The organism is Dorea phocaeensis, from assembly GCF_900240315.1.
In the GTDB taxonomy this organism is placed as follows: Bacteria; Bacillota; Clostridia; order Lachnospirales; family Lachnospiraceae; genus Dorea_B; species Dorea_B phocaeensis.
The window spans coordinates 429050-452265 of sequence record NZ_OEPZ01000001.1; the positions used below are offsets into that span (position 1 = coordinate 429050).

General features: G+C 45.5%; 24 protein-coding genes. All 24 read right to left on the bottom strand.

The window, feature by feature from the left end; translation table 11 throughout:
• Positions 1-5: 5 nt before the first annotated feature.
• A complete protein-coding gene (gene argR, locus C0979_RS01975; RefSeq protein ID WP_101694388.1) occupies positions 6-455 on the bottom strand; it encodes an arginine repressor in 450 nt (149 codons plus the stop codon).
• A gap of 3 nt (positions 456-458) precedes the next feature.
• Positions 459-1292 carry an NAD(+)/NADH kinase gene (locus C0979_RS01980; protein ID WP_101694389.1) on the bottom strand — a complete coding sequence of 278 codons (834 nt, stop codon included), beginning with the start codon at positions 1290-1292 and terminating at the stop codon, positions 459-461.
• Between the two features lie 15 nt (positions 1293-1307).
• Positions 1308-2117, bottom strand: coding sequence for a TlyA family RNA methyltransferase (locus tag C0979_RS01985; RefSeq protein ID WP_101694390.1), 810 nt, complete (start codon positions 2115-2117; stop codon positions 1308-1310).
• Between the two features lie 25 nt (positions 2118-2142).
• On the bottom strand, positions 2143-4014 hold the full coding sequence (gene dxs, locus C0979_RS01990) for a 1-deoxy-D-xylulose-5-phosphate synthase (RefSeq protein WP_101694391.1): 1872 nt from the start codon (positions 4012-4014) through the stop codon (positions 2143-2145).
• Positions 4015-4039: 25 nt separating this feature from the next.
• Positions 4040-4942, bottom strand: coding sequence for a polyprenyl synthetase family protein (locus C0979_RS01995; protein ID WP_101694392.1), 903 nt, complete (start codon positions 4940-4942; stop codon positions 4040-4042).
• Positions 4926-5159, bottom strand: coding sequence for an exodeoxyribonuclease VII small subunit (xseB, locus tag C0979_RS02000; RefSeq protein WP_101694393.1), 234 nt, complete (start codon positions 5157-5159; stop codon positions 4926-4928). Before xseB ends, C0979_RS01995 begins: the two co-directional genes overlap by 17 nt.
• Positions 5152-6363 carry an exodeoxyribonuclease VII large subunit gene (gene xseA / locus C0979_RS02005; RefSeq protein ID WP_101694394.1) on the bottom strand — a complete coding sequence of 404 codons (1212 nt, stop codon included), beginning with the start codon at positions 6361-6363 and terminating at the stop codon, positions 5152-5154. The genes xseB and xseA overlap by 8 nt, the downstream gene beginning before the upstream one ends.
• A 16-nt stretch (positions 6364-6379) precedes the next feature.
• Positions 6380-6778, bottom strand: a complete 399-nt coding sequence (nusB, locus tag C0979_RS02010; protein ID WP_101694395.1) for a transcription antitermination factor NusB — start codon at positions 6776-6778, stop codon at positions 6380-6382.
• Complete coding sequence (locus C0979_RS02015; RefSeq protein ID WP_101694396.1) at positions 6779-7162, bottom strand: Asp23/Gls24 family envelope stress response protein; 384 nt, start codon at positions 7160-7162, stop codon at positions 6779-6781.
• A 68-nt stretch (positions 7163-7230) separates the two neighbouring features.
• Positions 7231-8832 (bottom strand): peptide chain release factor 3, encoded by a 1602-nt coding sequence (locus C0979_RS02020; RefSeq protein WP_101694397.1) that lies wholly within the window; start codon positions 8830-8832, stop codon positions 7231-7233.
• Between the two features lie 76 nt (positions 8833-8908).
• A complete protein-coding gene (locus tag C0979_RS02025; protein ID WP_101694398.1) occupies positions 8909-11728 on the bottom strand; it encodes an FtsX-like permease family protein in 2820 nt (939 codons plus the stop codon).
• The gene (locus C0979_RS02030; RefSeq protein ID WP_101694399.1) at positions 11725-12399 is read right to left on the bottom strand and encodes an ABC transporter ATP-binding protein; all 675 of its coding nucleotides are present in this window, start codon (positions 12397-12399) and stop codon (positions 11725-11727) included. Before C0979_RS02030 ends, C0979_RS02025 begins: the two co-directional genes overlap by 4 nt.
• A 75-nt stretch (positions 12400-12474) precedes the next feature.
• The gene (locus C0979_RS02035) at positions 12475-13110 is read right to left on the bottom strand and encodes a SpoIIIAH-like family protein (RefSeq protein ID WP_101694400.1); all 636 of its coding nucleotides are present in this window, start codon (positions 13108-13110) and stop codon (positions 12475-12477) included.
• 17 nt (positions 13111-13127) lie between these two features.
• The gene (locus tag C0979_RS02040; RefSeq protein WP_101694401.1) at positions 13128-13682 is read right to left on the bottom strand and encodes a SpoIIIAG-related protein; all 555 of its coding nucleotides are present in this window, start codon (positions 13680-13682) and stop codon (positions 13128-13130) included.
• 25 nt (positions 13683-13707) lie between these two features.
• Complete coding sequence (locus C0979_RS02045) at positions 13708-14067, bottom strand: stage III sporulation protein AF (RefSeq protein ID WP_101694402.1); 360 nt, start codon at positions 14065-14067, stop codon at positions 13708-13710.
• A gap of 30 nt (positions 14068-14097) precedes the next feature.
• Positions 14098-15246, bottom strand: coding sequence for a stage III sporulation protein AE (locus tag C0979_RS02050; RefSeq protein WP_101694403.1), 1149 nt, complete (start codon positions 15244-15246; stop codon positions 14098-14100).
• Entirely contained in the window at positions 15243-15629 is a 387-nt protein-coding gene (locus C0979_RS02055) for a stage III sporulation AC/AD family protein (RefSeq protein WP_101694404.1), read from the bottom strand. The genes C0979_RS02050 and C0979_RS02055 overlap by 4 nt, the downstream gene beginning before the upstream one ends.
• A gap of 39 nt (positions 15630-15668) precedes the next feature.
• Positions 15669-15863 carry a stage III sporulation protein AC gene (gene spoIIIAC / locus C0979_RS02060; protein ID WP_101694405.1) on the bottom strand — a complete coding sequence of 65 codons (195 nt, stop codon included), beginning with the start codon at positions 15861-15863 and terminating at the stop codon, positions 15669-15671.
• A gap of 46 nt (positions 15864-15909) precedes the next feature.
• Entirely contained in the window at positions 15910-16431 is a 522-nt protein-coding gene (locus C0979_RS02065; protein WP_101694406.1) for a stage III sporulation protein AB, read from the bottom strand.
• A 2-nt stretch (positions 16432-16433) separates the two neighbouring features.
• Positions 16434-17375 carry a stage III sporulation protein AA gene (gene spoIIIAA, locus C0979_RS02070; protein WP_101694407.1) on the bottom strand — a complete coding sequence of 314 codons (942 nt, stop codon included), beginning with the start codon at positions 17373-17375 and terminating at the stop codon, positions 16434-16436.
• A 119-nt stretch (positions 17376-17494) separates the two neighbouring features.
• Entirely contained in the window at positions 17495-18562 is a 1068-nt protein-coding gene (locus C0979_RS02075) for a helix-turn-helix domain-containing protein (protein WP_101694408.1), read from the bottom strand.
• A gap of 203 nt (positions 18563-18765) precedes the next feature.
• Complete coding sequence (locus tag C0979_RS02080; protein ID WP_101694409.1) at positions 18766-20853, bottom strand: polyribonucleotide nucleotidyltransferase; 2088 nt, start codon at positions 20851-20853, stop codon at positions 18766-18768.
• 304 nt (positions 20854-21157) lie between these two features.
• Positions 21158-21424 carry a 30S ribosomal protein S15 gene (gene rpsO / locus C0979_RS02085; protein WP_101694410.1) on the bottom strand — a complete coding sequence of 89 codons (267 nt, stop codon included), beginning with the start codon at positions 21422-21424 and terminating at the stop codon, positions 21158-21160.
• Between the two features lie 130 nt (positions 21425-21554).
• Complete coding sequence (locus tag C0979_RS02090) at positions 21555-23204, bottom strand: Na/Pi cotransporter family protein (RefSeq protein ID WP_101694411.1); 1650 nt, start codon at positions 23202-23204, stop codon at positions 21555-21557.
• Between the last annotated feature and the right edge of the window lie 12 nt (positions 23205-23216).

Genomic DNA, 23216 nt, shown 5'->3' on the forward strand with positions numbered 1-23216 from the left:
TCCTCCTATAAGACAATCTTTCTGATCTTGTCCATCACCGCTACTGTATCCTCCACGCTTCGGATCGCACACATAATGGTATCGTCTCCCGCGATACTTCCCACTACCTCATTCCATTTCATACCGTCAATCGCCACACAAACCGCCATTGCCATGCCGGATACCGTCTTGATAACCAAAATATTCTGCGCCATATCCATGGATACAAATCCATCTCTGAGTACTCGAATATATTTCTCACTCATTCCATTTTCTGCCGCCTGATGTACGGCATAACGCTGCTTTCCGTTTTCAGAAGGGACTTTTGTAAGCTTCAGATCTCTGATATCTCTGGATACCGTTGCCTGTGTCACATGAAAGCCTTCCTGATTCAGATAATCCGCAAGCTCCTCCTGTGTCTCAACATGATATTTGTTAATTAATTCAATAATTTTTGCATGTCTGTTCACTTTCATGGTTTAATTTCCTTTCATCTTTCTGCGCAGCGTTTCTAAAAAGCTGACCTTACTTAACTTCATAATTTTCGTATAAGCTTCCGCTCGGCGAACCCGCACTCGGTCGCCTGTTTTTAGTACCACCGTATCCGCACCGTCAAACGTAACAAACACCTCTTCTTGAGAACCTTCTCTTCCCGCCCCGATTTCAATTTCAATCTCATCTTCAGAAGACAGCACAATACTGCTGGTATTAAGCGCATGGGAACAGATTGGCGTAATCACAAACATAGATGCGGTAGGTTCCACGATAGGACCGCCTGCGGATAAATTGTAAGCGGTCGATCCTGTCGGCGTAGAGATAATCACGCCGTCGGCTTCATAAGAATTCAGAAGTTCTCCATTAACATATAACCGGAAATGAATAATCCGAAGCTGTCCCTTTCTGGATACCACAATATCATTCAGCGCAATGTCTTTCTTGCCATCTTCAAAGATCCCTTCTACCATCATCCGTTCTTCAAACATGCAGTGTTCTTTTATGATCTGATCCAGCGCATCGTCCAGATGAGACAGTTCAATCTCCGTCAGATAGCCAAGTGTCCCCATATTAATTCCGATAATCGGCACGTCCCGGCTCCATAATAACCTTGCCACCTCGATCAGACTTCCATCGCCACCAATTACAATGGCGCAGTCCAGTTCTTCCGGCACCGTATCTTTCCTGATATTTTTCTGTGCATCTTTTTGGCACAGCGTACAGATTTTCCCTGCCTTTTCCAGCGTCTCTTTTACCTTGCTGGTAACCGCATGATCCACATCTTTTCCGTCATTCGTTACAATTAGAAATCTTTCCATCTCGCCTGATCCTTTTTAACTTTTTGCCAGTGTCGCAAATGCCTCGTCTACCGTCTTCTTAATATCCACTGTCTCTGCTACTCTATCATATTCTCCGCACTTTTCCAAATGCACAAGATATTCAATATTGCCTTCCGGACCTTTGATCGGAGAGAACTCCAGATTCAACACGGCAAATCCAATAGACATTGCATACTGAATCACCATATCAATCACTTCCAAATGCGTGCTCTTTTCCCGAACAACACCCTTTTTGCCGACTTTCTCCCGTCCGGCTTCAAACTGTGGTTTAATCAGCGCTACAATCTGACCGTGTTCGGTCAGGTATTCGTGAATCGGAAGCAGAACCTTTGTAAGTGAAATGAAAGAAACATCAATAGAAGAAAAATCAATCGGTTCGCCTAAATCTTCCGGCGTCACATATCGAATATTCGTCTTTTCCATACATACGACACGTTCATCCTGCCGAAGCTTCCAATCCAGCTGCCCCCGTCCCACATCGATAGCAAACACCTTTTTCGCTCCATTTTGCAGCATACAGTCTGTAAAGCCTCCGGTTGAAGATCCTACATCCGTACAAACCTTACCGTCTACGCTGACGTCAAAATTATGGATTGCTTTTTCCAGCTTCAATCCTCCACGGCTGACGTAAGGCAGCGTATGTCCACGCACTTCAATCTGAACCTCTTCCGGGAATGTTGTTCCGGCCTTATCTTCTCTTTGCCCATCCACGAACACATTTCCTGACATAATAATTGCTTTTGCCTTTTCTCTGGAAGCAGCCAGATTCCGCTTTACCAGTAATACATCCAATCGTTCTTTCATACCGTTCTTTCTCGTTCTCCTTGCTTCATTTCTCTTCTATCTTCTGGAATACTTCTAAAATCCGTTCTGTCATCGTCTCATTATCAAGTCCGGTCTCTCTTCTTAACATACCGATACTTCCATGCTCCACATAATCATCCGGAAGAGCCAGCGTTAACACCCGCACCGGAAGACCTTTTCTGGAGACATATTCCACCACATGTTCGCCAAAGCCACCGGTCTGAACATTTTCCTCAATCGTCACCAAAAGACGATGATTTGCAGAAAGAGCCTCAATCATATCCGTATCAAGCGGCTTTACAAATCGTGCATTCACAAGCGTACATGACTGTCCTTTCTGTTTCAAAGCCTCGCGTACACGAACCGCTTCTTCATACATATGACCTACGCTTAAAAGGGCAATTCCCCTTTCTTCTTCGATCATTTCGCTCTTTCCATATACCACCGGCGCCCGATATTCCTCTCCACCATCATATGCCGTTCCGCGTGGATAGCGAAGCGCAATCGGACCCTCATACCTAAGGGCGAACCGCAGCATATCCGCCAGTTCCCACTTATGCTTCGGCGCTATCACTACCATATTGGGGATACTGCTCAAATAGGAAAGGTCAAAGATACCTTGATGCGTCTCCCCATCACTTCCTACCAAACCTGCCCGGTCTACAGCAAAAACCACCGGAAGGTTCTGAAGCGCCACGTCATGAATCAGCTGGTCATACGCCCGCTGTAAAAAGGACGAATAGACCGCAAATACCGGCTTCATTCCTCCTGCCGCAAGACCTGCAGCAAAAGTAACCGCATGCTCTTCTGCAATTCCCACGTCAAAAAACCGCTTCGGATACTTCTGACGAAACAGACCAAGTCCGGTCCCATCGGCCATAGCTGCCGTAATCGCCACAAGGGAAGGGATTCGTTTTGCTTCATCACAGAGCACCTTGCCAAAGACGTCTGTATACGTATCCTTCTCTTTATCTGCCAGTACTTTTCCCGTCTGTACATTAAAGGGACCTACCCCATGGAATTTAGAAGGCTGCTTTTCTGCCGGCTCATATCCTTTTCCCTTCTCGGTAATCACATGAAGGAGCACCGGCCCGTCAATCTTCCTGGCCTCCTGAAATGCCTCATAAAGAGTCCTAAGCTGATGTCCGGGAATCGGTCCCAAATAGGTAATTCCCATATCTTCAAAGAACATTCCCGGCACCACCAGCTGCTTAATGCTGCTCTTCGTCCGCCGGAGCTGTTCAATCATAGAATCTCCTACTACCGGCACTTTATGAAGCGCCGTCGTAATTCCTTTTTTCAATTCTGTATAAATGTCTGCTGTCCTAAGTCTTGCCAGATAAGCAGACATTCCTCCTACATTTTCGGAAATGGACATATGATTATCATTTAATACAATAATAAAATTCGTATGAAGGGATGCTGCGTTGTTGAGCGCCTCATAAGCCATGCCTCCGGTCAGAGAACCATCTCCGATCACGGAAATCACACGGTAGTCCTCGCCCTTAAGATCTCTTGCATGAACGTATCCCAGACCTGCTGAGATAGACGTAGAACTATGTCCGGTATCAAACGCATCACAGTCACTTTCTTTTCTCTTAGGAAACCCGCTCATACCGCCATATTTGCGAAGATCATCAAATCCATCCTTTCGCCCCGTTAAAAGCTTATGGGTATAAGCCTGATGTCCGACATCCCAGATAATCTTGTCCGAAGGAAGATCAAAAGCAAGATGCATCGCCATAGTCAGTTCCACCACACCCAGGTTTGAAGCCAGATGCCCGCCTGTCTTACTGATCTTTTCAATCAGAAATGTGCGAATTTCTTTTGCCAGTTCTTCCAGTTCCTCTGCACTTAGTTTTTTTATATCATTCTCTTTTTGTATCCGTTCTAACATTATCAGATAACCTCTCGATTCTCTTCTATCTGTCTCTGTGAATCAACTGAATCAACAACTGTTCCAGGTATTCGTTCTCTCCTGTCAGCTGATGAAGAAGGTCGATTGCCTGATCCGACAGTTCCTTTACTTTGCCCGCCGCTTCATCTACTCCCATCAGTGTCACATACGTTGTCTTCTCATTCTTTTCATCGCTGTGAATCGGCTTGCCAAGCACTTCTTTTGTACTGGTGACATCCAGAATATCATCCTGAATCTGAAATGCGATCCCTACGTATTTCGCAATCTGCTCCGTGATCCTTACTTCTTCTTCCGTTGCTCCGCCTATGATCGCACCGATCATCATGGCCGCCTCAATAAGTGCTGCCGTCTTAAGCTCATAAATCGTATCCAGAATCTCTTTTGAAACTGCATGACCGGTCTCCTTCACATCAATCACCTGTCCACCGATCATTCCGTAGATTCCTGCTTTCTTTCCCAACACGCGAAGAGCCCTTCCGATCATCAGGCTTTCCTCAGGATCCGTCACAAATGCCTGGAACGCTGTCTCGAACGCATAGTTTAACAGTGCGTCTCCTGCCAGAATTCCCATATCTTCACCGTAGACGACATGGGTCGTCTTCCTGCCTCTGCGGTATTCGTCATTATCCATCGCCGGAAGATCATCATGCACCAGGGAATAGGTGTGAATCATCTCAAGCGCCGCCATAAACGGTCGGATTGCCCTTGATGTACCTCCAAACAGACGATAGGTCTCCCACATCAGCATCGGTCTTAAACGCTTCCCTCCTGCCAGAAGACTGTAGCCCATAGCCTCCATAATGACGCTTTGGTCCCCCTTCTGTCTGGGAAGATACTCCTGAAGAACCGCCTCGATCTCTTCTACTTTCTTTTTCATCTGCATCTGAAAATCATCGTTCAAACTCATGGGTTTCTCCTTCTTCATCCAGTACCAATATCTGTTTTTCTACACTCTCAATCTTCTTGCTGCATCGGCGCAGCATCTCCATTCCGTCATGGTAGAGTGCGAAAGAATCTTCCAAAGAGAGATCTTCTCTCTCCATCGTTCCTACAGTCTCCTCCAAACGCTGAAACATCGCCTCCAGGGAAAGCTCTTCTCCCTGCTGTTTCATCACTTTATCCATGTTCTTCCTCCCTGATTTCTCTGACGGATGCCCGAATGACTCCGTCCGTCACATAGATCGACAGTTCTTCCTTTGGTCTGATCTGCGTGATACTTTTGACAGCCTTTCCATCTTCTCCTGCTACGTAAGAATATCCCTGACTCAACTTTTCCAACGGAGATAGTCCTTTCATACGTTCCGCATAAAGCGCCATCTTATGTCTTGCCATCTGCATTCTTCGTTCCATCAAAAGCCGCAGACGATCTTCTAAATCCACCAGGCGCTGCTGGCGTTCCTGCAGACGATACCTTGGATGCAAAAAGCCAAGCTTTGTCTGGAATTCCTGAAGCTTAAGCTTTTTGATCCGAATCTGCTGTTCCAGCATCCGACTCATTTTTCTCTCATACTCTCTGAGAAGTTCCTTCGTCTGCCGATAATCGCTGACCGCCAATTCTGCAGCGGCAGAAGGTGTCGGAGCACGAAGATCCGCCACATAATCTGCAATTGTCGTATCCGTCTCATGCCCGACCGCTGAAATCACCGGAATCCGGCAATTAAAAATCGCTCTTGCCACTTCTTCTTCATTAAACGCCCACAGATCCTCTATGGAGCCGCCTCCTCTTCCGACGATCATCACATCCACGCCATACGCTTCCAGTACCCGAATTCCCCGGACAATGCTTTCCTTGGCTCCGGTTCCCTGTACCTGAGCCGGATAGAGGATCAGCTGTACATACGGATTTCTTCTTGCCGCAATATTCATAATGTCCCGAATCGCAGCTCCGGTAGGTGCAGTAACAATACCTACAGTCTTGGCATATGCAGGAATCGGCTTCTTATATTCCCCGGCAAACATGCCCATCTCTTCCAGTTCGCGCTTTAGCATCTGGAATCTTTCGTACAGCACGCCGTCTCCATCCAAACGGATCTCCTTTGCATAAAGCTGGTAGGATCCGCTCCTTTCATACACACTGACCGAGCCCAGCACCACTACCTGCTGACCTTCGCTCATATGAAAAGAGAGCCCGCCTCGCTGCCCGGCAAACATAACGCAGGCAATCGTTCCGGACTCATCCTTTAATGAAAAATATATATGTCCTGATGTATGATACTTACAGTTCGACACCTCACCTTTGACATAGATGCGATTCAGCATAAAATCCTGTGTGAACATATTCTTAATGTAAGCGTTCACTTGCTTTACGGTATATACATTCCCGGCCATTTCGTCTCGCTCCCAACTATTCTGCAAGTTTCGCCAGCACACCATTTACGAATGCCGGTCCTTCCTCTCCGCTGTACTTCTTCGCAAGTTCCACCGCTTCATTAATCGCAACGCCTACCGGTACATCCTCATCCCACTTCATCTCGTACACGGCAAGACGAAGAATCGTAAGATCCACCTTATTCATACGGCTGGTCTTCCATCCTGTCGTATGTTCATTCAGAAGTTTGTCTATTTCTTCCGTCTTATCTGCTATCTTCTGCGCCTTCGCCTGAATATATGCAAAGGCAGTATCATCTGCCTGTTCCAGCTGGGAAAAGTAAAGTTCCATCTGCTCCGGCAGCTCAGCCTCTGTATTAAATTCAATTCCAAACAGTACGCGGAAGATATGTTCTCTTAATTCTGACCTTTTCACTTATACTTCCTCCGGTATCTCAACGCCTGCAACGCGGATATTCACATCTGCAACTTCCAGTCCTGTCATGTTCTCAATGGATGCTTTTACCTTCTCCTGTACCTTAGCTGTAATCGTCTTAATGCTGTAGCCATACTTCAGATTCAGCGCCAGTGATACGGTTACAATGCCTTCCAGGACATCTACTTTCACCCCTTTTGACAGAGACCGCATTCCCAGCTTACTAATCAATTCTCTGGTTGCATTGCCTGCCATAGAAGCAACACCATCCACTTCCATCGCTGCAAGTCCTGCAATAATGGAAACCACTTCATCCGCAATCTTGATCTCTCCCATATGGGCATCATCTTTTATTGTATACGTATTTCTCTCTTCTCTACTCATATCTAAACCTCCTGTATGGTTCTGCGCTTCTAATTATTATAACAAATTCCCAAAGATTTGGAAAGTCCTTATCTTCCAAATTCAGCCAGTTCCAGCCCTTCATTCCTTTCCTGAGTCATGCGAATGCTCCATTCATTCACAAACAGAAGAAGCGGACGCCCTTTCAGATCCTTCACTTTCTTCATATCAGAAGTACCAGAAAGCTTGTCAAGATCGATTTCCGGATTCTCAATCCAGCGAATATATTCATATGGAAGACTATCCATGCGGATCTCTACGTTGTATTCGTTCTCCAGACGATATTTCAGCACATCGAACTGAAGCACACCAACTACGCCAACGATAATTTCTTCCATACCCGTATTATATTCCTGGAAAATCTGAATCGCACCTTCCTGTGCAATCTGGTTGATGCCCTTGATAAACTGCTTTCTCTTCATAGTATCCACCTGGCGCACACGTGCAAAATGCTCCGGTGCGAAAGTCGGAATTCCTTCGTAGACAAATTTATCCGGCGAAGTGGTCAACGTATCTCCAATGGAGAAAATTCCCGGATCAAAGACGCCGATGATGTCACCGCCATAAGCCTTCTCAATCATCTTTCTCTCACTTGCCATCATCTGCTGCGGCTGGGAAAGGCGTACCTTCTTACCGCCCTGAATATGGAACACATCCATCCCTGCCTCAAATTCTCCGGAACAGATTCTCATAAATGCAATTCGATCCCGGTGTGCTTTATTCATATTTGCCTGAATCTTGAATACAAATGCGGAGAAGTCTCCTTCCTCCATAGGGCTGATTTCTCCCTGATCCGATTTTCTTGGAAGCGGAGAAGATGTCATCTTCAGGAAATGCTGAAGAAACGTCTCCACACCAAAATTGGTAAGCGCTGATCCGAAAAATACCGGGGATAATTCACCTTTACTTACCAGTTCCTGATCAAACTCTGCACCTGCCCCATCCTGCAGTTCAATTTCTTCTTCTAACTGCAGCTTCTGGGAATCACTAATAAGCCATGAAATCTCAGGATCATTGATATCCACCTTTTTTACTTCGCCCTGGGTCGTTCCCTTCTTCGTATCCGAGAACAGCTCCACCTTCTTCGTTTCCCGGTCATAGACTCCTCTAAAGTCCTTTCCTGATCCAATCGGCCAGTTGATCGGACATGTCGCAATCCCCAATTCATTTTCAATATCATCCAACAGTTCAAAGGTATCCATCGCTTCCCGGTCCATCTTATTTATAAATGTAAAGATCGGGATATGCCGCATCGTACATACCTTAAAAAGCTTTCTGGTCTGCGCCTCCACACCCTTGGATGCATCGATCACCATTACAGCAGAATCCGCCGCCATCAACGTACGGTAGGTATCTTCCGAGAAGTCCTGATGCCCCGGAGTATCCAGAATATTAATACAGTAACCGTCATAGTTAAACTGCAGCACGGAAGATGTAACAGAGATTCCTCTCTCCTTCTCAATCTCCATCCAGTCGGATACCGCATGCTTTGCTGTTGCCTTTCCCTTGACGCTTCCCGCCTGATTAATCGCCCCTCCATACAGAAGGAACTTCTCTGTCAGCGTCGTCTTACCGGCATCCGGATGGGAAATAATGGCAAAAGTCCGTCTCTTTTTTATCTGATCTTTCACTTCATTCTTTATCTGTGACATCTGTTATACACTCCTAATATCTAATTATACCCGTTTTCAAAACCATTAGTCAGTATACCATACCCTGCAGCATTCCTCAATGCAAATCTTCTTTTGCAACCTGCTTCTTTCTCCCAAACATGAAAAACAGAATCCCTTCGCTAAGAAGCAGCATTCCCGCACCCAGGAAAATCAGCCACCGATATGGATATTCAGCTGTAAAATACGATAACTTTCCTTCCATGTACCTGCAGATCAAAGCAAGCACCACATTTCCAACTGACAAAACCAGACCGATTACGATCAAAACATAAAAGCCGCCTTCCAGCATCAGCATTTTCCACATCTGCCTTTTTGTCATCCCCAGACTTCGCATCGTCTTTAGCTCTTTTCTTCTTTCCAGGATTCCTGTCATACAAACATTACAATAATTCGTAAATCCTGCTGCCAAAAGAAGAAGGCTGATACAGCCTAACACGAGTCTGTTTCCCTCAATATACGAAGAAGCCTTTGCCAGAAGCTCTGATTTACAGATACAGAATACACCTGCTTCCTTTGTTTCTGTTCCATCCATTCCCAGAATCACCTTCTGCTCCTTCCTTTGATTCTCTTCTTCTAAAAGCTCTTGAACCTGCGCCTCTAATTCTTCTTCCTGACCTTCCTTTGCGTTCAATTCCATATAAAGCGTTTTCTTCTTCGTCGGAAGTTTCTCTGCTCCTTTTTCGCTCATCAGATAATAAATACTTCCTTCCGATCCATGCCAGGTCTGCTTAAGGGGTGGAACCCCCTCAGCCCGATTGTCCAAATACCCCGCCAAATTCAAAGGTTCTGATGCCATTCCTCTTCGCCTGCTTTCTTCCGCCTCTCCTTCCTGTTCCCGTTCTTCCTGCGTCTTCGCCAGCCATTTCTCCCGTTCTTCCTTTGACCACATGGCAGTAAAATACAAGGGTTCTCCTACACTTTCCTTCGCCAGTTCTTCTTGTTCTTTAGACAGTCTGTGATCATGGAGAATGATGGCGCCTTTTCCCTCTTCCAATGCTCTTAGATCAATCGGAAGATCCTGTTTTTCTACATAGGATTTCAAACTCTTTAATTCCTCTTGTGTTAAAATCTGTATCACATCCGCAGCGACACTTTCTACCATAGCAGAATCAAAATCATACCCGGTTCCTTCTTTTTCTTTCTGATTTTTCGAGTAATGATCATCCATAGGCGACACACCTTTTCTGGAAGTTGTTGACAGTAGATACGCTCCTTCCATTACATAGGACTTCTCTTTATCGACTTCCGGAAGGTTCAAAAGTTCTTCTTTTAGCTTTGACGAAATGGGTGAAAATTCATCATAATCATTGGAATATAATAATTCAAAATGATCCCCTTTGGTTTCCATTGGATCTTCCCCGGCATCTCTTGAGCGATATTCGATTCCGTAACCCAGTTTTTGTCCTCCTTCGCTGAATTCTCCGGCAATCAGGACATCCGGGCGATTCTCTATTACATGAATATAGTCGGCTCCATTGATAATCACAATGGCACAAAGGAAGGTCTGCATCCCCAGGAAAAGAGAAAGCACCGTCATCCAAAAACGACTTTGGTATCTAGTAATATTCCTCCATGCCATATAAACAAGTTCTCCTGCCACACCGCGCTTTTTCCATTTTCTTTTTCTCTTTTCTCCCAACCTTACCTTTTTAGAATGTGTATACACAAGGCTGTCCACACAAGACATTCTCACCACTTTATGAATGACTATTCCCGATGCTATAAGCGTTACTGCCGCTACCAACAGAACTGCGAAAAGCAAAAGGAAGGGAGAAAAGAGGTCTATTCTGTCCACTTCCCCATAATGCGCCAGATAGGATTTTTCCAAAAATCTTGGAATACAAACCTTTAATAAGAATATAGAAAGCGCCGTACCTGCCAGGACTCCTGGAATCAGAGCCTTGAAAATCTGTTGGAAGTAGACACTTCTAATCTGTCTTTTTGTCATTCCTAATGTATGCAAAAGTCCCATCTGCCGAATATCCCCTGCCATAGAAATTTGCATAACATTATAAATCAAGAAGAAAAGCCCTGTCACAATAACCAAGGCTCCGAGAACCGCCAGTTCGTATCCTCCGATCAATTCATTAACAGCGCTGTACGCATATGGGTTCTGTGCCTTAATTTCCAGCATCACTCCAGGCTCTGTCTGATTGACGGGAAGATCTTGATATAGCCGTTCCTCTGTCTTTCGCCACCCCATATACTTAGATGTCTTCAGCCAGAGTTCTGCTTTTTCCTCCAAATCGTATCCCCACTCCCGATACTTTACTTCTGATATGTAGCCTACAGATCTGTTTCCCACATCTTTGGCCGCGCTCGTATACCATCCACTTAAGTGAAAGGTATCCTGCTCTGATCGAAATAAGGATACATCCACGGTAAGGGAGATCTCCATCCCCTGCTTCGGCTGTGTAATCCCCATGCGTTCCAACGCTTCTACCGGCATCATAATCTCCTGTTTCCCTCTTGGATATTTCCCGAAAACTTCCAGACAAGCCGGAGCAATCATCTCCTCCCATGCCGTCTGATCCAGCACGCGAATTCCGCAGACCGGTGTCTCGTTCCAGTCCGCACCTCCAATACCAGCGCTTCTTCCTGCCGCCTTTACATACGAAAGAGACTCAGCTACATGATACTGAGTCTGATCCGCATCTTGAATACATACGGTAGCTTCGGTTCCTGCATCCCGCATTGCTTTTTCATATTCTGCCTTTATCTTCCCATCTGCAATTCCAAAGATCAGAGTAAAGGCAACCACAAAAATAACTGCTGCCAGGAACAATAAATAGTTCCTTCCTTTATTCTCCTTTGCATACGCCTTTGCAAGCATTCGGATCTCAGAAAGGCTGCGGCTTTGTTTCTCTCTTCTCATACCACGCTCTCCTTCGCCTTTCCATCTGTAATCCGAATAACACGATCTGCCATTTTCGCAAGCTCTTCCTGATGCGTAACCAACAGCACCGTCTGATGAAAACGCTTTGCGCAGGTCTGTAACAACCGGATTACCTCCCTGCTGTTCCCGGAATCCAGGCTGCCAGTCGGCTCATCACACAGAAGAATCGCCGGTTTGCTAATCAGCGCTCTTGCAATTGCCGCTCTTTGCTGCTGGCCACCGGACAACGTCTGCGGAAGCCGTTCCAGCAATTCCTGAATCTGAAGCTGTTCTGTCACCTCTTTCAACAACTCTTCATCTAAATCCGCTCCATCCAGCCGAAGCGGCAGAACCAAATTCTCATAAATATTAATGACAGGAATCAGATTATACTGCTGAAATACAAACCCAATATTTCTTCGCCGGAAAATGGTCCGCTCCTCTTCCTCCATATCTCTTAAGCTCTCTCCTCTGATCCAGACGCCGCCTTCTGTCGGCACATCCAATCCACCAAGCAGATTCAAAAGCGTACTTTTACCACTTCCTGATGTCCCTATAATGGCCAGAAATTCTCCTTCCTCTACAGAAAGATCAATTCCATCAAGCGCATGTACCTCATAAGTATCCGTATGATAATACTTCTTTAATCCTGCTGCCCTTAAAATTTCCATACATTTGTACCCTCTATCCATCTTCTGTAGTTACACTTATAAAAAATTTAACAAAAATTCGCTATTCTGTCAAATTTACCGTCCTTCTGCATGCACCGGTGTAATCACGATGTTCTGCGCTGCAATTCCAGTCTTTCTCGTAATAATGTCCTCAATCTGCGCACGGTTAGCATCACTTAACTCCGCCGCATTCACAACTACATCTGCACCGTCCTGTGTCAGGCTCACCACTGCCTCGCTAAATCCCTTGGATGCCAGCATCGTCTCTGCCGCCACCTCTTTTTCTGCCAAATCTGTCATCGCAACCATTTGATTTACGGCGTCTTGCTTCTGTTCTTCACTCAAGTTCTCACTGTCAATGATTTGCTGAAGCGTCTCCTTATTCTTCGCCCGTACCTGTTCCCTGGTCACCTTCGCTTCTGCAACTACTGCATTTGCAGTTCCGCTGGTTAAAACCGCTTCCCCCGGCGTTCCTTCTACGCTTCCATCTTCTCCTGTCTTATCCTGACTTTCAATATCCGTTGAGGCATTTGCTTCCAGATCTTCTTCCGAGATATCTAATAACTCCTGATTGGCAAGTTCCGCCCCTGTCTCCTGTGCTTTCTTCTCCTTTGGGAAGATCTTTCCCGAATAATTCAGGTAACCTGCCGCTGCAATCATTACCGCCAACGCTGCAATCATCATCTGATTCTTTTTCAATATCCGTTTCACTGTTTGCCCTCCTGCTTTTACATCGTTTCATTCTTCTTCATGATTCTAATCTTATGCGTGTCTATGCCAAATAATGCCTGGATTGCTTCTGTTATATTCCTTTTGACCAAAGCATTTTCTCCTCCTTCTGCCAGAACTACCACTCCTTCTACCCGCGGCGTAAGCTCTTTGCTTACATAAGGTTCCTGACTTTTTTCTCCCATTCCTTCATACACGGTAGTCTCCTGATGACTGGTATTTTCTGAAGTTCTTCTGCCTCCCTGACTGTCTTCTTCCGTTATCGCATCCCTTTCTCCCTGCGTATCTTTCTCAACAATCTTCTGTGCCGAAGACTGAAGTGTTACCATAACCCGAACATTCCCCGCTCCATCTAACTGGGAAAGGGTCTCTTCTAGCCGCCGTTCCAGATAACGGGCATAGTCCTGTTCTTCCGCCTGGGTTCCCACCGCTTCTTCCCCGTCAATCTCACTATGCCTAGAATCTTTCTCCTTTTCTTTCGTCCCCGAAGGAAGTGCAATCACCAGAAGCAGCACTCCCACAAGAAAAAAAATCAAAAGCTGATCTTTCCGCATATGGCGCAATTTCTCTAAGTCTATCTTACTCCAATGCCTCTGTCCCTTCCTCTCCAATCCTAATTTCCTCCACTTCTATGATATCTTCTGAATCTTCCGAAATTTCCTGGATTGAAATATGCTGCTGTTCTCCTGCTTTTCCCTGCCCCGGCTTCCAGCTTTCCCAATCTTTCATTCCCTGTTCATAGTGTTCCATCAGCTGTAGCGGATCCTTCTCCTGAAATAATTGAAGAATGGGAGACAGCAAGAGTACAACCATGACAAGTCCCGTAAAAAAACGAATATATTTCCCCCATACCTCTCCCGGAATCATATGAAAAAGCGCCGTTACCAGAATTACATAATAAGCCAGATCCTTCAGCCATTCATAAATACCTTCAAACACCTTTCTCCCCCTATCTCCAGATATCTTCTTCTATCCCATACTGGTCACTGCCGTTACGATTGCGATGGTCAGCAAAAACAGAAGTGCCGTTGTCGATATCACCTTCAGCATCAGACGGCACCCCTCACTGACAGACTCGATACATCCGGCAATCCTTGGATCACATACCGGCTGGATTACCGCTGCCGCCAGCTGATATAAGAATGCAAGCAAAGCGGTCTGAATAATCGGAACCAGGCAAATCAGAATACAAAATACAGCTCCTGCCATTCCCATTCCATTTTTGATCAGTACAGCCGTTCCAAGAGCCACCTCTGCCATTCCGCCAAGTGCATCTCCCACTCCCGGAATCGCTTCGGCTCCTCTGGTAATTACACTTTGCTTGACCGAATCGATGGCCGGGCTTATCATCCCTTGAATCACATTGATTCCCACCACACATGCAAGAAGTGTCTTAAGCGCCCAGGAAACCACCGTCTCAATCAGCTTTGAAAACCGGCTTAAATACGCCTCATTTGATAAATGATTCAGAATGTTCATCATCATATAGACATGAATCAACGGCAGCAGAACCTTTGCGATCAACACTTCTACCAGAAAAATCAAGAACAGTACGATCTGATAAAAGGCCGCAGATGTCACGCTTCCCTTCGCAATGGTAACCGCCAGAAAATAAAGCGGACAAAACACTCCCATGAACCCGGTCAGATCTTCCAGACTTTCCGCTGCCCATTCCACCACAACACCAAAGGAATTCAAAGACAGGGCAACCAAAAGCAAATACAATACATAAAAGCCAATTTCTGCAATCTGCGTGCTTTTTAAAGCACCTGCCAGCTGATGAAACACTGCTGCCACCAGGGCAATGACCAGAATGTGGATGAGATTATCCCGGCAGGAACGATAAGCATACCCCACCTGATCTTTGATCAGACGGTTCACAAGGCTGCCGCTTAGCTCCTGTTCTCCCGACAGCACAAGATCCAGTACATCCTGAAACCGAAGCTTTTCTTCCGGAAACAGTTCCGAAAGTGATTGATCCATCTTGCTAAAATCAAATTGAGTTAACATCTCTTCCATCTCCGGACTTCTTTCCTCCTCATAAGCTTCCACTTTCAAGGACGCTCCTGCAAAAAAGAGCAGCAGAAGAAGAACGGTGCAGTATTTTCGCCCGCTCATGCCAGGAACTCCTCAATCGTCGTAAGAAGCGCCGCCAACACCGGGATTCCAAGCGCCAAAATTGCCAGTTTCCCAAACAACTCAATCTGAGATGCGATACTTTGATGTCCCGCCTCCTTACAGAGGCCTGATGCGAATTCAGATACATAGGTGATTCCAAGCATCTTCATCAGAGTCCCCATATAAATCGTATCTGCCCGCATATAAGAACGAATCAGTCCAAGTGCATCAAGGAGGACATCCAGCCTGTCAAGCACTGCAAATAACAACAGAATACCAATTGCCAGACTGATATAGATTCCGTACTCTGGCTTTTCATTCTTAAATTGAACTGCCAGAAGGGTTCCTGCCACTCCCAGAACCGCAACCTGTACCATCTCCATTCTCCCGCCCCCTTTTATTTCACTTTCGCGCATATTCCACTACAGAGAAAACAGATTCCGAATGGATTCAAAGAGATCATAGATCAGCGGCACAATCCAGAATAACACCAAAAGAAGCCCCGCAAGACTGGTCAAAAATGCCTGCTCTTCCCGCCCGCTGTGTTTTAAGACCTGACTTAATACTGAAACCAGTATCCCCACTGCTGCAATCTTAAATATCAGATTTACACTCATGTTTCCCTCCTGTTTTCCCCTGTCTCTTTTCTCCCATATCTTTCTTCTACATCAGCAGAATCATAACAAAGACTCCGCCCATAATCCCCAGACATCGATACAGCCGAACCTTCGTCTTCATCGTCTCTCTGAGTTCTTCTGCCGTCAGACGAAGGTCTTCTAAATAAAGATCCAGGGTCTGTACCTGTAGTTCTACATCTGCCGTTCCCAGCTGATGTCCCAAATCCTTTAATTTCTGAAGGGTCGTCCTCTCCAGGCCTTTTCCAAGAAGGCAGGTATGTACTGAAGTCTCCCAAAGTTTCTTAAAGCTTCCGTCTCTTCGCTCTTCCATCTGACTTGCCAGAAAAGAAAGCCATTCTTTATACGGCTCTTTGGCCGTACCTGCAATATGAAGAAACGCTTCCTCCAGATAGGATCTGGAATACCGGATCTCACTCTTTAGCTGACAACAGATTCTCTGCAGCTCCTGAAGGTTCTGATACTTCTCTTTGATGTGATCTGCCGCTGTAATGCCAGCCATAGACGCTGCCCCTACCACCAGCACAGCTCCCAATACCTTTGCCACCATGCTTATGCATACTCCTTTTCCCGATACAAAAGCGTTCCACGTCCATCAAAAATGCCTTCAACCTGTCCTACACGGCGACTGTTGCCCAACAGGATATACCGATCAAACCGCCCTTCCTTCACCATCTGTGCGAACAAGGGTCGTCTTCTTAATTCTTCCATGGATCCGGCATGGGCAGTGGCCAGCATCCGGCAGCCGCAGTGCATCGCATACTCAACTGCATGTACATCCTCTGCAAGCCCGATTTCATCTACTGCTAACACCTGCGGCCCCATGGAACGGATCATCATAATCATTCCCTCCGCCTTAGAGCAGCCATCCAGCACATCCGTCCTCATCCCCAGATCATTCTGCTGCAATCCCCGGTAACATCCGCCGATCTCTGAGCGCTCATCTACCACACCCGTTGTCATTCCCTTCACCCAGCGGTTTCCATCGGAAATCTGGCGGATCATATCTCTTAAAAGGGTTGTCTTTCCACATCCGGGCGGTGACACAATCAGCGTATGATACAGTTCCCGGTTCCCCGTAATATAGGGGAATACCTGATCTGCGCACCCGATCACTTCATGCGACAGCCTTACATGAATCGAAGAAATATATTTCAAATTCTTTACCCTTCCATTTTCCATAATCGCCTGTCCTGCCATTCCGATTCTATGTCCTCCTTCTACCGTAATAAATCCCTGTTTCATCTCCTGCTCGTACGCATACAGCGAGTAATGGCTGATATAATCCACCATTTCACGCACATCCTCTTCTGTCACCTGATAGGGGTTGCCATGATCGTTTCTTACCGTCCGCTCTTCGCCGCGATAGATAAAAAGCAGCGGACGACCTGTACGGAACCGGATTTCCTGCAGATATTCATATTCCAAATGTTCCTTTTCCAGCATCCTTAGGATTCGTCCCGGCAAAACCCTTGCAATCTGATTCTTATGCATCTTTGTCCACCTCTTTAACTCAATATATGCGACGACTATTGATTTATGCACACAAAAAACTCCCCATAATTTCAAAAAGCACAGATCCTTGTAAAATCTGTGCAAAATCTCATTGTATTTTATTTTCCCACTCGTTCCAGCATCTCCAGAAACCTCGGATCATCTTTTAAAAACGCCGTCTCCTGGTCGGAATAGATTCCATTTAAAATCATATCCCTCAGCATCGGACCCATTTCCTTCCCTTCTTCTTTCTTCGAAGATCTATCAACATCCGTATAGTGAAAAACAACTGAGCCACTCAGACTCCACTCTTTCTTAAGCGACAAAAGCATAAGCTCCAGCGTCTCTAAAAATTTATCCCAATCTTCCAGTGAGCTGTATAGCTGAATATCTCCCACATACCATCCATACTCCCACATTTCAAACTGCATGGCCGTCTTCTTATAGATTTCTCCAATCTTTTTGGCATCTTCGATACGCCCCTCTTTCATGGCAAGCTCCATCAGCGTCAAAAGCGTTCCATAGACATCCCCTATTATTTTAGTCATTTGCTGTTCCGCAAGCCGCCCTGCATCTTCGTATTTTTTCTGTGCAATCCATGTACTGATCTGCACTTGTGTTTTATCAACAAAGCTCGCATCCGGGAGCGTATCGATCAGCTCCTGCGCCTTCTCATACTCTTTTCTTTCCCGATATGCAGAAATCAGCATCACCTTTGCCTGGTTTGCAATCCCTTCTTCCGGACTGGCAAGTGCCCTTTGATACAAGTTCTCGATCTCTTTGCGTTCACGAGCGTACTTTGATTTTACATCTTCCTCCATAAGAAGCACACCTTCTAAGATCACTCCAACATTTAAGAGCAGGGAATAGGAATTGGGGAACTCTGTTACCTTCTCCATTCCATAAGCATAAGCTTCCTCAAAACTCATTTGCTCCGATCGTCTTCTAATCTCTCCTACTATCTCTTCTACTTCTTCACGGGTTAAATCTTCCCGAAAAGAAAGCAGGGTATTCAAATCCGTTCCCAACAATCTTGCCAATACAGGAAGCAGCGTAATCTCCGGGTAAGAGACGCCCTTCTCCCACTTATTTACCGCCGGAGCCGTCACTCCCAGACGCTCCGCAAGCTGCTCCTGAGTAAGGCCTTTCTCCAATCGTTTCTGTCTGATAATCTCTTGAATTTTCATCGCAATCTGCTCTCCTAATCAAATTTCAAAATGCATTTTGTAAGTTTACTATAGCATTTACCAGAAAGATACACAATTGACGGGTTATTAATTTCTATTCAAGAAAATTAACCGTAAGTTATGGATCAAAAAAGAACATTTATATATCAAGAGGCGCAGGATTTCTCCTGCGCCTCTTAAATATGCTCATATGATTCTGAATTTTATTCTGCCACATCTTTCATGCTGAATGAGATTCTGCCCATCTTATCTTTTCCAAGACAAACAACCTTGACAACATCTCCCAGCGTCAGAACGTCTTCTACATGGTTGATTCTCTCCTTGGAAATCTTAGAAATATGAACCATTCCTTCTTTGCCAGGAGCAAATTCTAAGAACGCGCCAAACTCTTTGATGCTGACAACCCTTCCTTCCAGTACCTGTCCAGCTTCAAAATCTGTCACAATAATCGTGATCAGCTTGCGTGCTTCTTCCATTGCAGAAGCTTCTGTTCCACAGATGGATACGTTTCCATCGTCTGTGATATCAATCTTCACACCCGTCTGCTCGATGATCGCATTGATCGTCTTACCACGCTGTCCTACTACGTCTCCGATCTTCTGAGGATCGATCTGCATCTGAATAATCTTTGGTGCAAATTCGCCCACTTCCGGTCTTGGCTCGCCAATTGTCTTGTTCATTACCTCGTCCAGGATATAGGTTCTTGCTTTCTTGGTTGCTGCAATTGCCTCTTCGATAATTGGTCTTGTCAAACCATGAATCTTAATATCCATCTGGATCGCTGTAATACCCTTGTGGGTACCAGCAACCTTAAAGTCCATATCTCCGAAGAAGTCTTCCAGTCCCTGAATATCTGTAAGTACCAGATAATCATCATCCGTATCACCTGTCACCAGACCAGCGGAAATACCTGCAACTGCTGCTTTAATCGGCACACCGGCAGCCATCAGTGACATAGAAGATGCACAGATACTTGCCTGTGATGTAGAACCATTGGACTCGAAAGTCTCAGATACCGTACGAATCGCATATGGGAACTCGCTCTCGCTTGGGAGCACTGGTACCAGCGCACGTTCTGCAAGCGCTCCGTGACCAATCTCACGACGTCCCGGTCCTCTGGAAGGCCTTGTCTCTCCCACAGAGTAAGACGGGAAGTTGTAGTGGTGCATATATCTCTTGGATGTCTCGGACTCGTCCAGTCCATCCAGTCTCTGCGCTTCTGCAAGCGGAGCCAGTGTTGTGATTGTACAAATCTGTGTCTGTCCACGGGTAAACATTGCAGATCCGTGAACTCTTGGAATCAGATCCGTCTCCGCTGCCAGCGGTCTGATCTGGTCAATCGCTCTTCCATCCGGACGCTTGTGATCTTTTAAGATCATCTTGCGAACCGTCTTCTTCTGATACTGATATACGGCTTCACCAAGAACTGCAAGCCACTCTTCTTTTTCTGCAAAAGCTTCTTCCAGTTTCTCCGTAATCTGGCGGATATTTTCTTCTCTTACCTGCTTCTCATCCGTAAATACTGCTTCTTCCATTGCTGCCGGCGGAACGATCTCTTTGATCGCCTCGAATAATTCTTCCGGCACTGCACAGCTTTCGTAAGCATGTTTTTCTTTTCCGCATTCTGCAACGATCGTATCGATAAATGCAATCACCTGCTGGTTCAGTTCGTGAGCCGCAAAAATCGCATCAATCATCTGCCGCTCCGGAACTTCGTTAGCTCCTGCTTCGATCATAATTACTTTTTCTTTGGTTGACGCAACCGTCAGAGCCATATCAGAAGCTTCCTTCTGCGCAGCCGTCGGGTTGAATACAAATTCTCCGTCAACCAGACCAACCTGTGTAGTAGAAATCGGTCCATCAAACGGAATATCTGAAATACTGGTTGCAATTGCAGCTCCCAGCATCGCTGTCAGCTCTGGGGAACAATCCTGATCTACGGATAATACCAGGTTCTCCAGGGTTACATCATTACGATAATCCTTCGGGAACAGCGGACGCATCGGGCGGTCGATTACACGACAGGTCAGAATTGCATTCTCGGACGCTTTTCCCTCTCTCTTGTTAAATCCTCCAGGAATCTTACCTACAGAATATAATCTCTCATTGTATTCTACACTTAATGGGAAGAAATCAATGCCCTCTCTTGGCTTCTCGGAAGCCGTCGCTGTACATAATACAGTTGTATCACCATAGTGCATCAGAACAGCGCCGTTCGCCTGCTTTGCCACTCTGTCTACATCAATACGCAGTGTTCTTCCGGCCAGTTCCATCTCAAATTTCTTGTACATATTTGCTCTCCTTTTTTTCATATTACCAGTGAATCAGTCCATACCGAAACTACTGAAAAACACACTTGCCTTTCTTAAATCTTATACAAATATTCTTTTCAGTGGTCTCGGAATAAAACGACTGCCCACAATCTTTTATATTATAGCATACAACCAACAGATGTTCCACTACTAAATTCCAGTTTTTAATCAATCTAATTGTCAAAAATTTCTCAATTATCTTGCCTAAAAAAAGTTCCCAAACTGCAAAACAGTCGGGAACCTTATTGTTGTGTTGTGTGTCTGTAGATTTTACCTGTGTTGATTACTTACGTAATCCAAGTCTTTCGATCAGTGTACGATATCTCTCGATATCTGTCTCCTTCAGGTATGCAAGAAGTCCTCTTCTCTGTCCTACCATTTTCAGAAGTCCTCTTCTGGAGTGGTGATCCTTTGGATTTGCCTTGAAGTGATCTGTCAGATCATTGATTCTTGCTGTCAGAATTGCAATCTGAACCTCCGGTGAACCTGTGTCTCCGGCTGTTCTGCCGTAATCTTTTACGATCTGTTCTTTCATTTCTTTCGTGATCATTTTGTTTTCCTCCTATATTCTTTGTTAAACGCCAAATATTAAGTAACGGTTGGAGAATCCTGTTACCGAACATCGGCTATTCATACCGGACTAGTATAGCATAATGTTTACGGATTGTAAAGGAATATTTCTATACTTCTTCATCCTCTTCCATTCCTTCATCCGGCTCCAAAATGGCGAACGCAATATTCGTCGCATGATCCGCCACACGCTCCAGCCCTGATACGGTATCAGAAAAAATCATTCCCGCTTCCGGCGTACATTTATTCTTTGTAAGCCGCTTTACGTGAACGCGCTGAAGATGCTTTTCCATATCATCGATCTCATCTTCCAGCTTCAGAATCTCCTGCATGTGTTCGTGACTGCGGTTGCTGAACATTTCTAAGGAATACTCCAGAATTTTCACTACTTTGTCCATCATTTTCTGAAGCTGCCCTTTTGCCTTGTCACTCAAAGGAATCTGTCCTTCCATACGCTCTTTGGCAGAATCCGCCAAATTTTCTGCATGATCTCCGATTCGTTCAATATCATTAACTACATGGAACAATCCTCCGAGAAGTCTTCCATCCGCGAGAGGAAGCTCCAACTCATTCACCCGCACCAGATAATCCGTAATCTTGTGGTTCATAAAGTTAATGTATTTTTCCGTTCCATAGACCTCATGTATCTTTTCCTCATTCAGGTCACAGAGAGCATCCATGGCGTTTTTCAGATTTTCAATGGCAACCTTTCCCATATGCACAATCTCATGGATACTGTCAAATACTGCTGTTGTCGGTGCAATAATCGCCCCGTCTCCAATGTATTTCAATTCAAACGCATCTTCTGTAGTGCGGTCACTTCCCGGAACCACTTTATACGTAGCCTTTACAATCCAGCCCATGAATGGGAACAGAATCAGAACTTCAAATACTTTCATCATGGTATGAATATTGGCAACTGCCCGCGCCGGATTATCTCCTGACATATGCATCACGGTATCCGTAATCGGATTCAATGCAACTAACAGGATTGCAAACGTAATTGCCGATCCAATGACATTGAACAGAAAATGAATCATGGCTGCACGTTTGGCGTCCTTTTTTCCGCCTAAGCTGGCAAGAAGAGCGGATACACAGGAACCAATGTTACAACCCAGTACCAAAAACGGACAGATGGTAAATGCAAGAAGTCCCTGGGATGCCATCAAAATAATAATTCCAACCGTTGCGGAAGAACTCTGCAGAACAGCCGTAATCAAAAATCCCACAAAAATAGCTGCAAATGGGTTTTTCATTGCCTTTAAGAGTTCCACAATATGCGGCGATTCCTTGATCGTCGTCATCGCGTCTCCCATAATGCTAAGTCCCATGAACAAAATTCCAAATCCCAGCACCACTTCTCCGATCTTCTTCACATTCAGCTTCTTACAGAACATAACCATCACCACACCACTGATGACAAACAGCGGTGCAATATCCGATAGATTAAACGCAATCAGCTGACCGGTTACTGTGGTACCAATATTCGCGCCCAGGATAACCCCTGATGCCTGCAGCAGGTTCATCAGCCCTGAATTTACAAAGCTGACTACCATTACCGTCGTAGCGCTAGAAGACTGAACTACTGCTGTAAATAAAATTCCCACCAACATTCCAACAAAGCGGTTTTTCGTAAAAAACTCCAAAATCCCCCTCATCTTTGCGCCAGCGGCTTTTTCCAGCCCTTCACTCATCAGCTTCATGCCGTACAAGAATAGTCCCAGCCCGCCAAGCAGCAAAAAAAACGTAGTGACACTCATCTTCTTTTCTCC

Bases quoted from the DNA above. Each gene is read 5' to 3' on its own strand.
- C0979_RS02025 (WP_101694398.1), bottom strand. From the start codon at position 11,728: ATGAGAAGAGAGAAACAAAGCCGCAGCCTTTCTGAGATCCGAATGCTT.
- C0979_RS02020 (WP_101694397.1), bottom strand. From the start codon at position 8,832: ATGTCACAGATAAAGAATGAAGTGAAAGATCAGATAAAAAAGAGACGG.
- C0979_RS02090 (WP_101694411.1), bottom strand. From the start codon at position 23,204: ATGAGTGTCACTACGTTTTTTTTGCTGCTTGGCGGGCTGGGACTATTC.
- spoIIIAA (WP_101694407.1), bottom strand. From the start codon at position 17,375: ATGCATAAGAATCAGATTGCAAGGGTTTTGCCGGGACGAATCCTAAGG.
- C0979_RS02055 (WP_101694404.1), bottom strand. From the start codon at position 15,629: ATGGAGATGGTACAGGTTGCGGTTCTGGGAGTGGCAGGAACCCTTCTG.
- C0979_RS01980 (WP_101694389.1), bottom strand. From the start codon at position 1,292: ATGGAAAGATTTCTAATTGTAACGAATGACGGAAAAGATGTGGATCAT.
- dxs (WP_101694391.1), bottom strand. From the start codon at position 4,014: ATGTTAGAACGGATACAAAAAGAGAATGATATAAAAAAACTAAGTGCA.
- xseB (WP_101694393.1), bottom strand. From the start codon at position 5,159: ATGGATAAAGTGATGAAACAGCAGGGAGAAGAGCTTTCCCTGGAGGCG.
- spoIIIAC (WP_101694405.1), bottom strand. From the start codon at position 15,863: ATGAGTGTAAATCTGATATTTAAGATTGCAGCAGTGGGGATACTGGTT.
- C0979_RS02080 (WP_101694409.1), bottom strand. From the start codon at position 20,853: ATGTACAAGAAATTTGAGATGGAACTGGCCGGAAGAACACTGCGTATT.
- xseA (WP_101694394.1), bottom strand. From the start codon at position 6,363: ATGGCCGGGAATGTATATACCGTAAAGCAAGTGAACGCTTACATTAAG.
- C0979_RS02050 (WP_101694403.1), bottom strand. From the start codon at position 15,246: ATGAGCGGGCGAAAATACTGCACCGTTCTTCTTCTGCTGCTCTTTTTT.
- C0979_RS02015 (WP_101694396.1), bottom strand. From the start codon at position 7,162: ATGAGTAGAGAAGAGAGAAATACGTATACAATAAAAGATGATGCCCAT.
- C0979_RS01985 (WP_101694390.1), bottom strand. From the start codon at position 2,117: ATGAAAGAACGATTGGATGTATTACTGGTAAAGCGGAATCTGGCTGCT.
- C0979_RS02030 (WP_101694399.1), bottom strand. From the start codon at position 12,399: ATGGAAATTTTAAGGGCAGCAGGATTAAAGAAGTATTATCATACGGAT.
- C0979_RS02040 (WP_101694401.1), bottom strand. From the start codon at position 13,682: ATGCGGAAAGATCAGCTTTTGATTTTTTTTCTTGTGGGAGTGCTGCTT.
- argR (WP_101694388.1), bottom strand. From the start codon at position 455: ATGAAAGTGAACAGACATGCAAAAATTATTGAATTAATTAACAAATAT.
- rpsO (WP_101694410.1), bottom strand. From the start codon at position 21,424: ATGATCACGAAAGAAATGAAAGAACAGATCGTAAAAGATTACGGCAGA.
- C0979_RS02065 (WP_101694406.1), bottom strand. From the start codon at position 16,431: ATGGTGGCAAAGGTATTGGGAGCTGTGCTGGTGGTAGGGGCAGCGTCT.
- C0979_RS01995 (WP_101694392.1), bottom strand. From the start codon at position 4,942: ATGAGTTTGAACGATGATTTTCAGATGCAGATGAAAAAGAAAGTAGAA.
- C0979_RS02075 (WP_101694408.1), bottom strand. From the start codon at position 18,562: ATGAAAATTCAAGAGATTATCAGACAGAAACGATTGGAGAAAGGCCTT.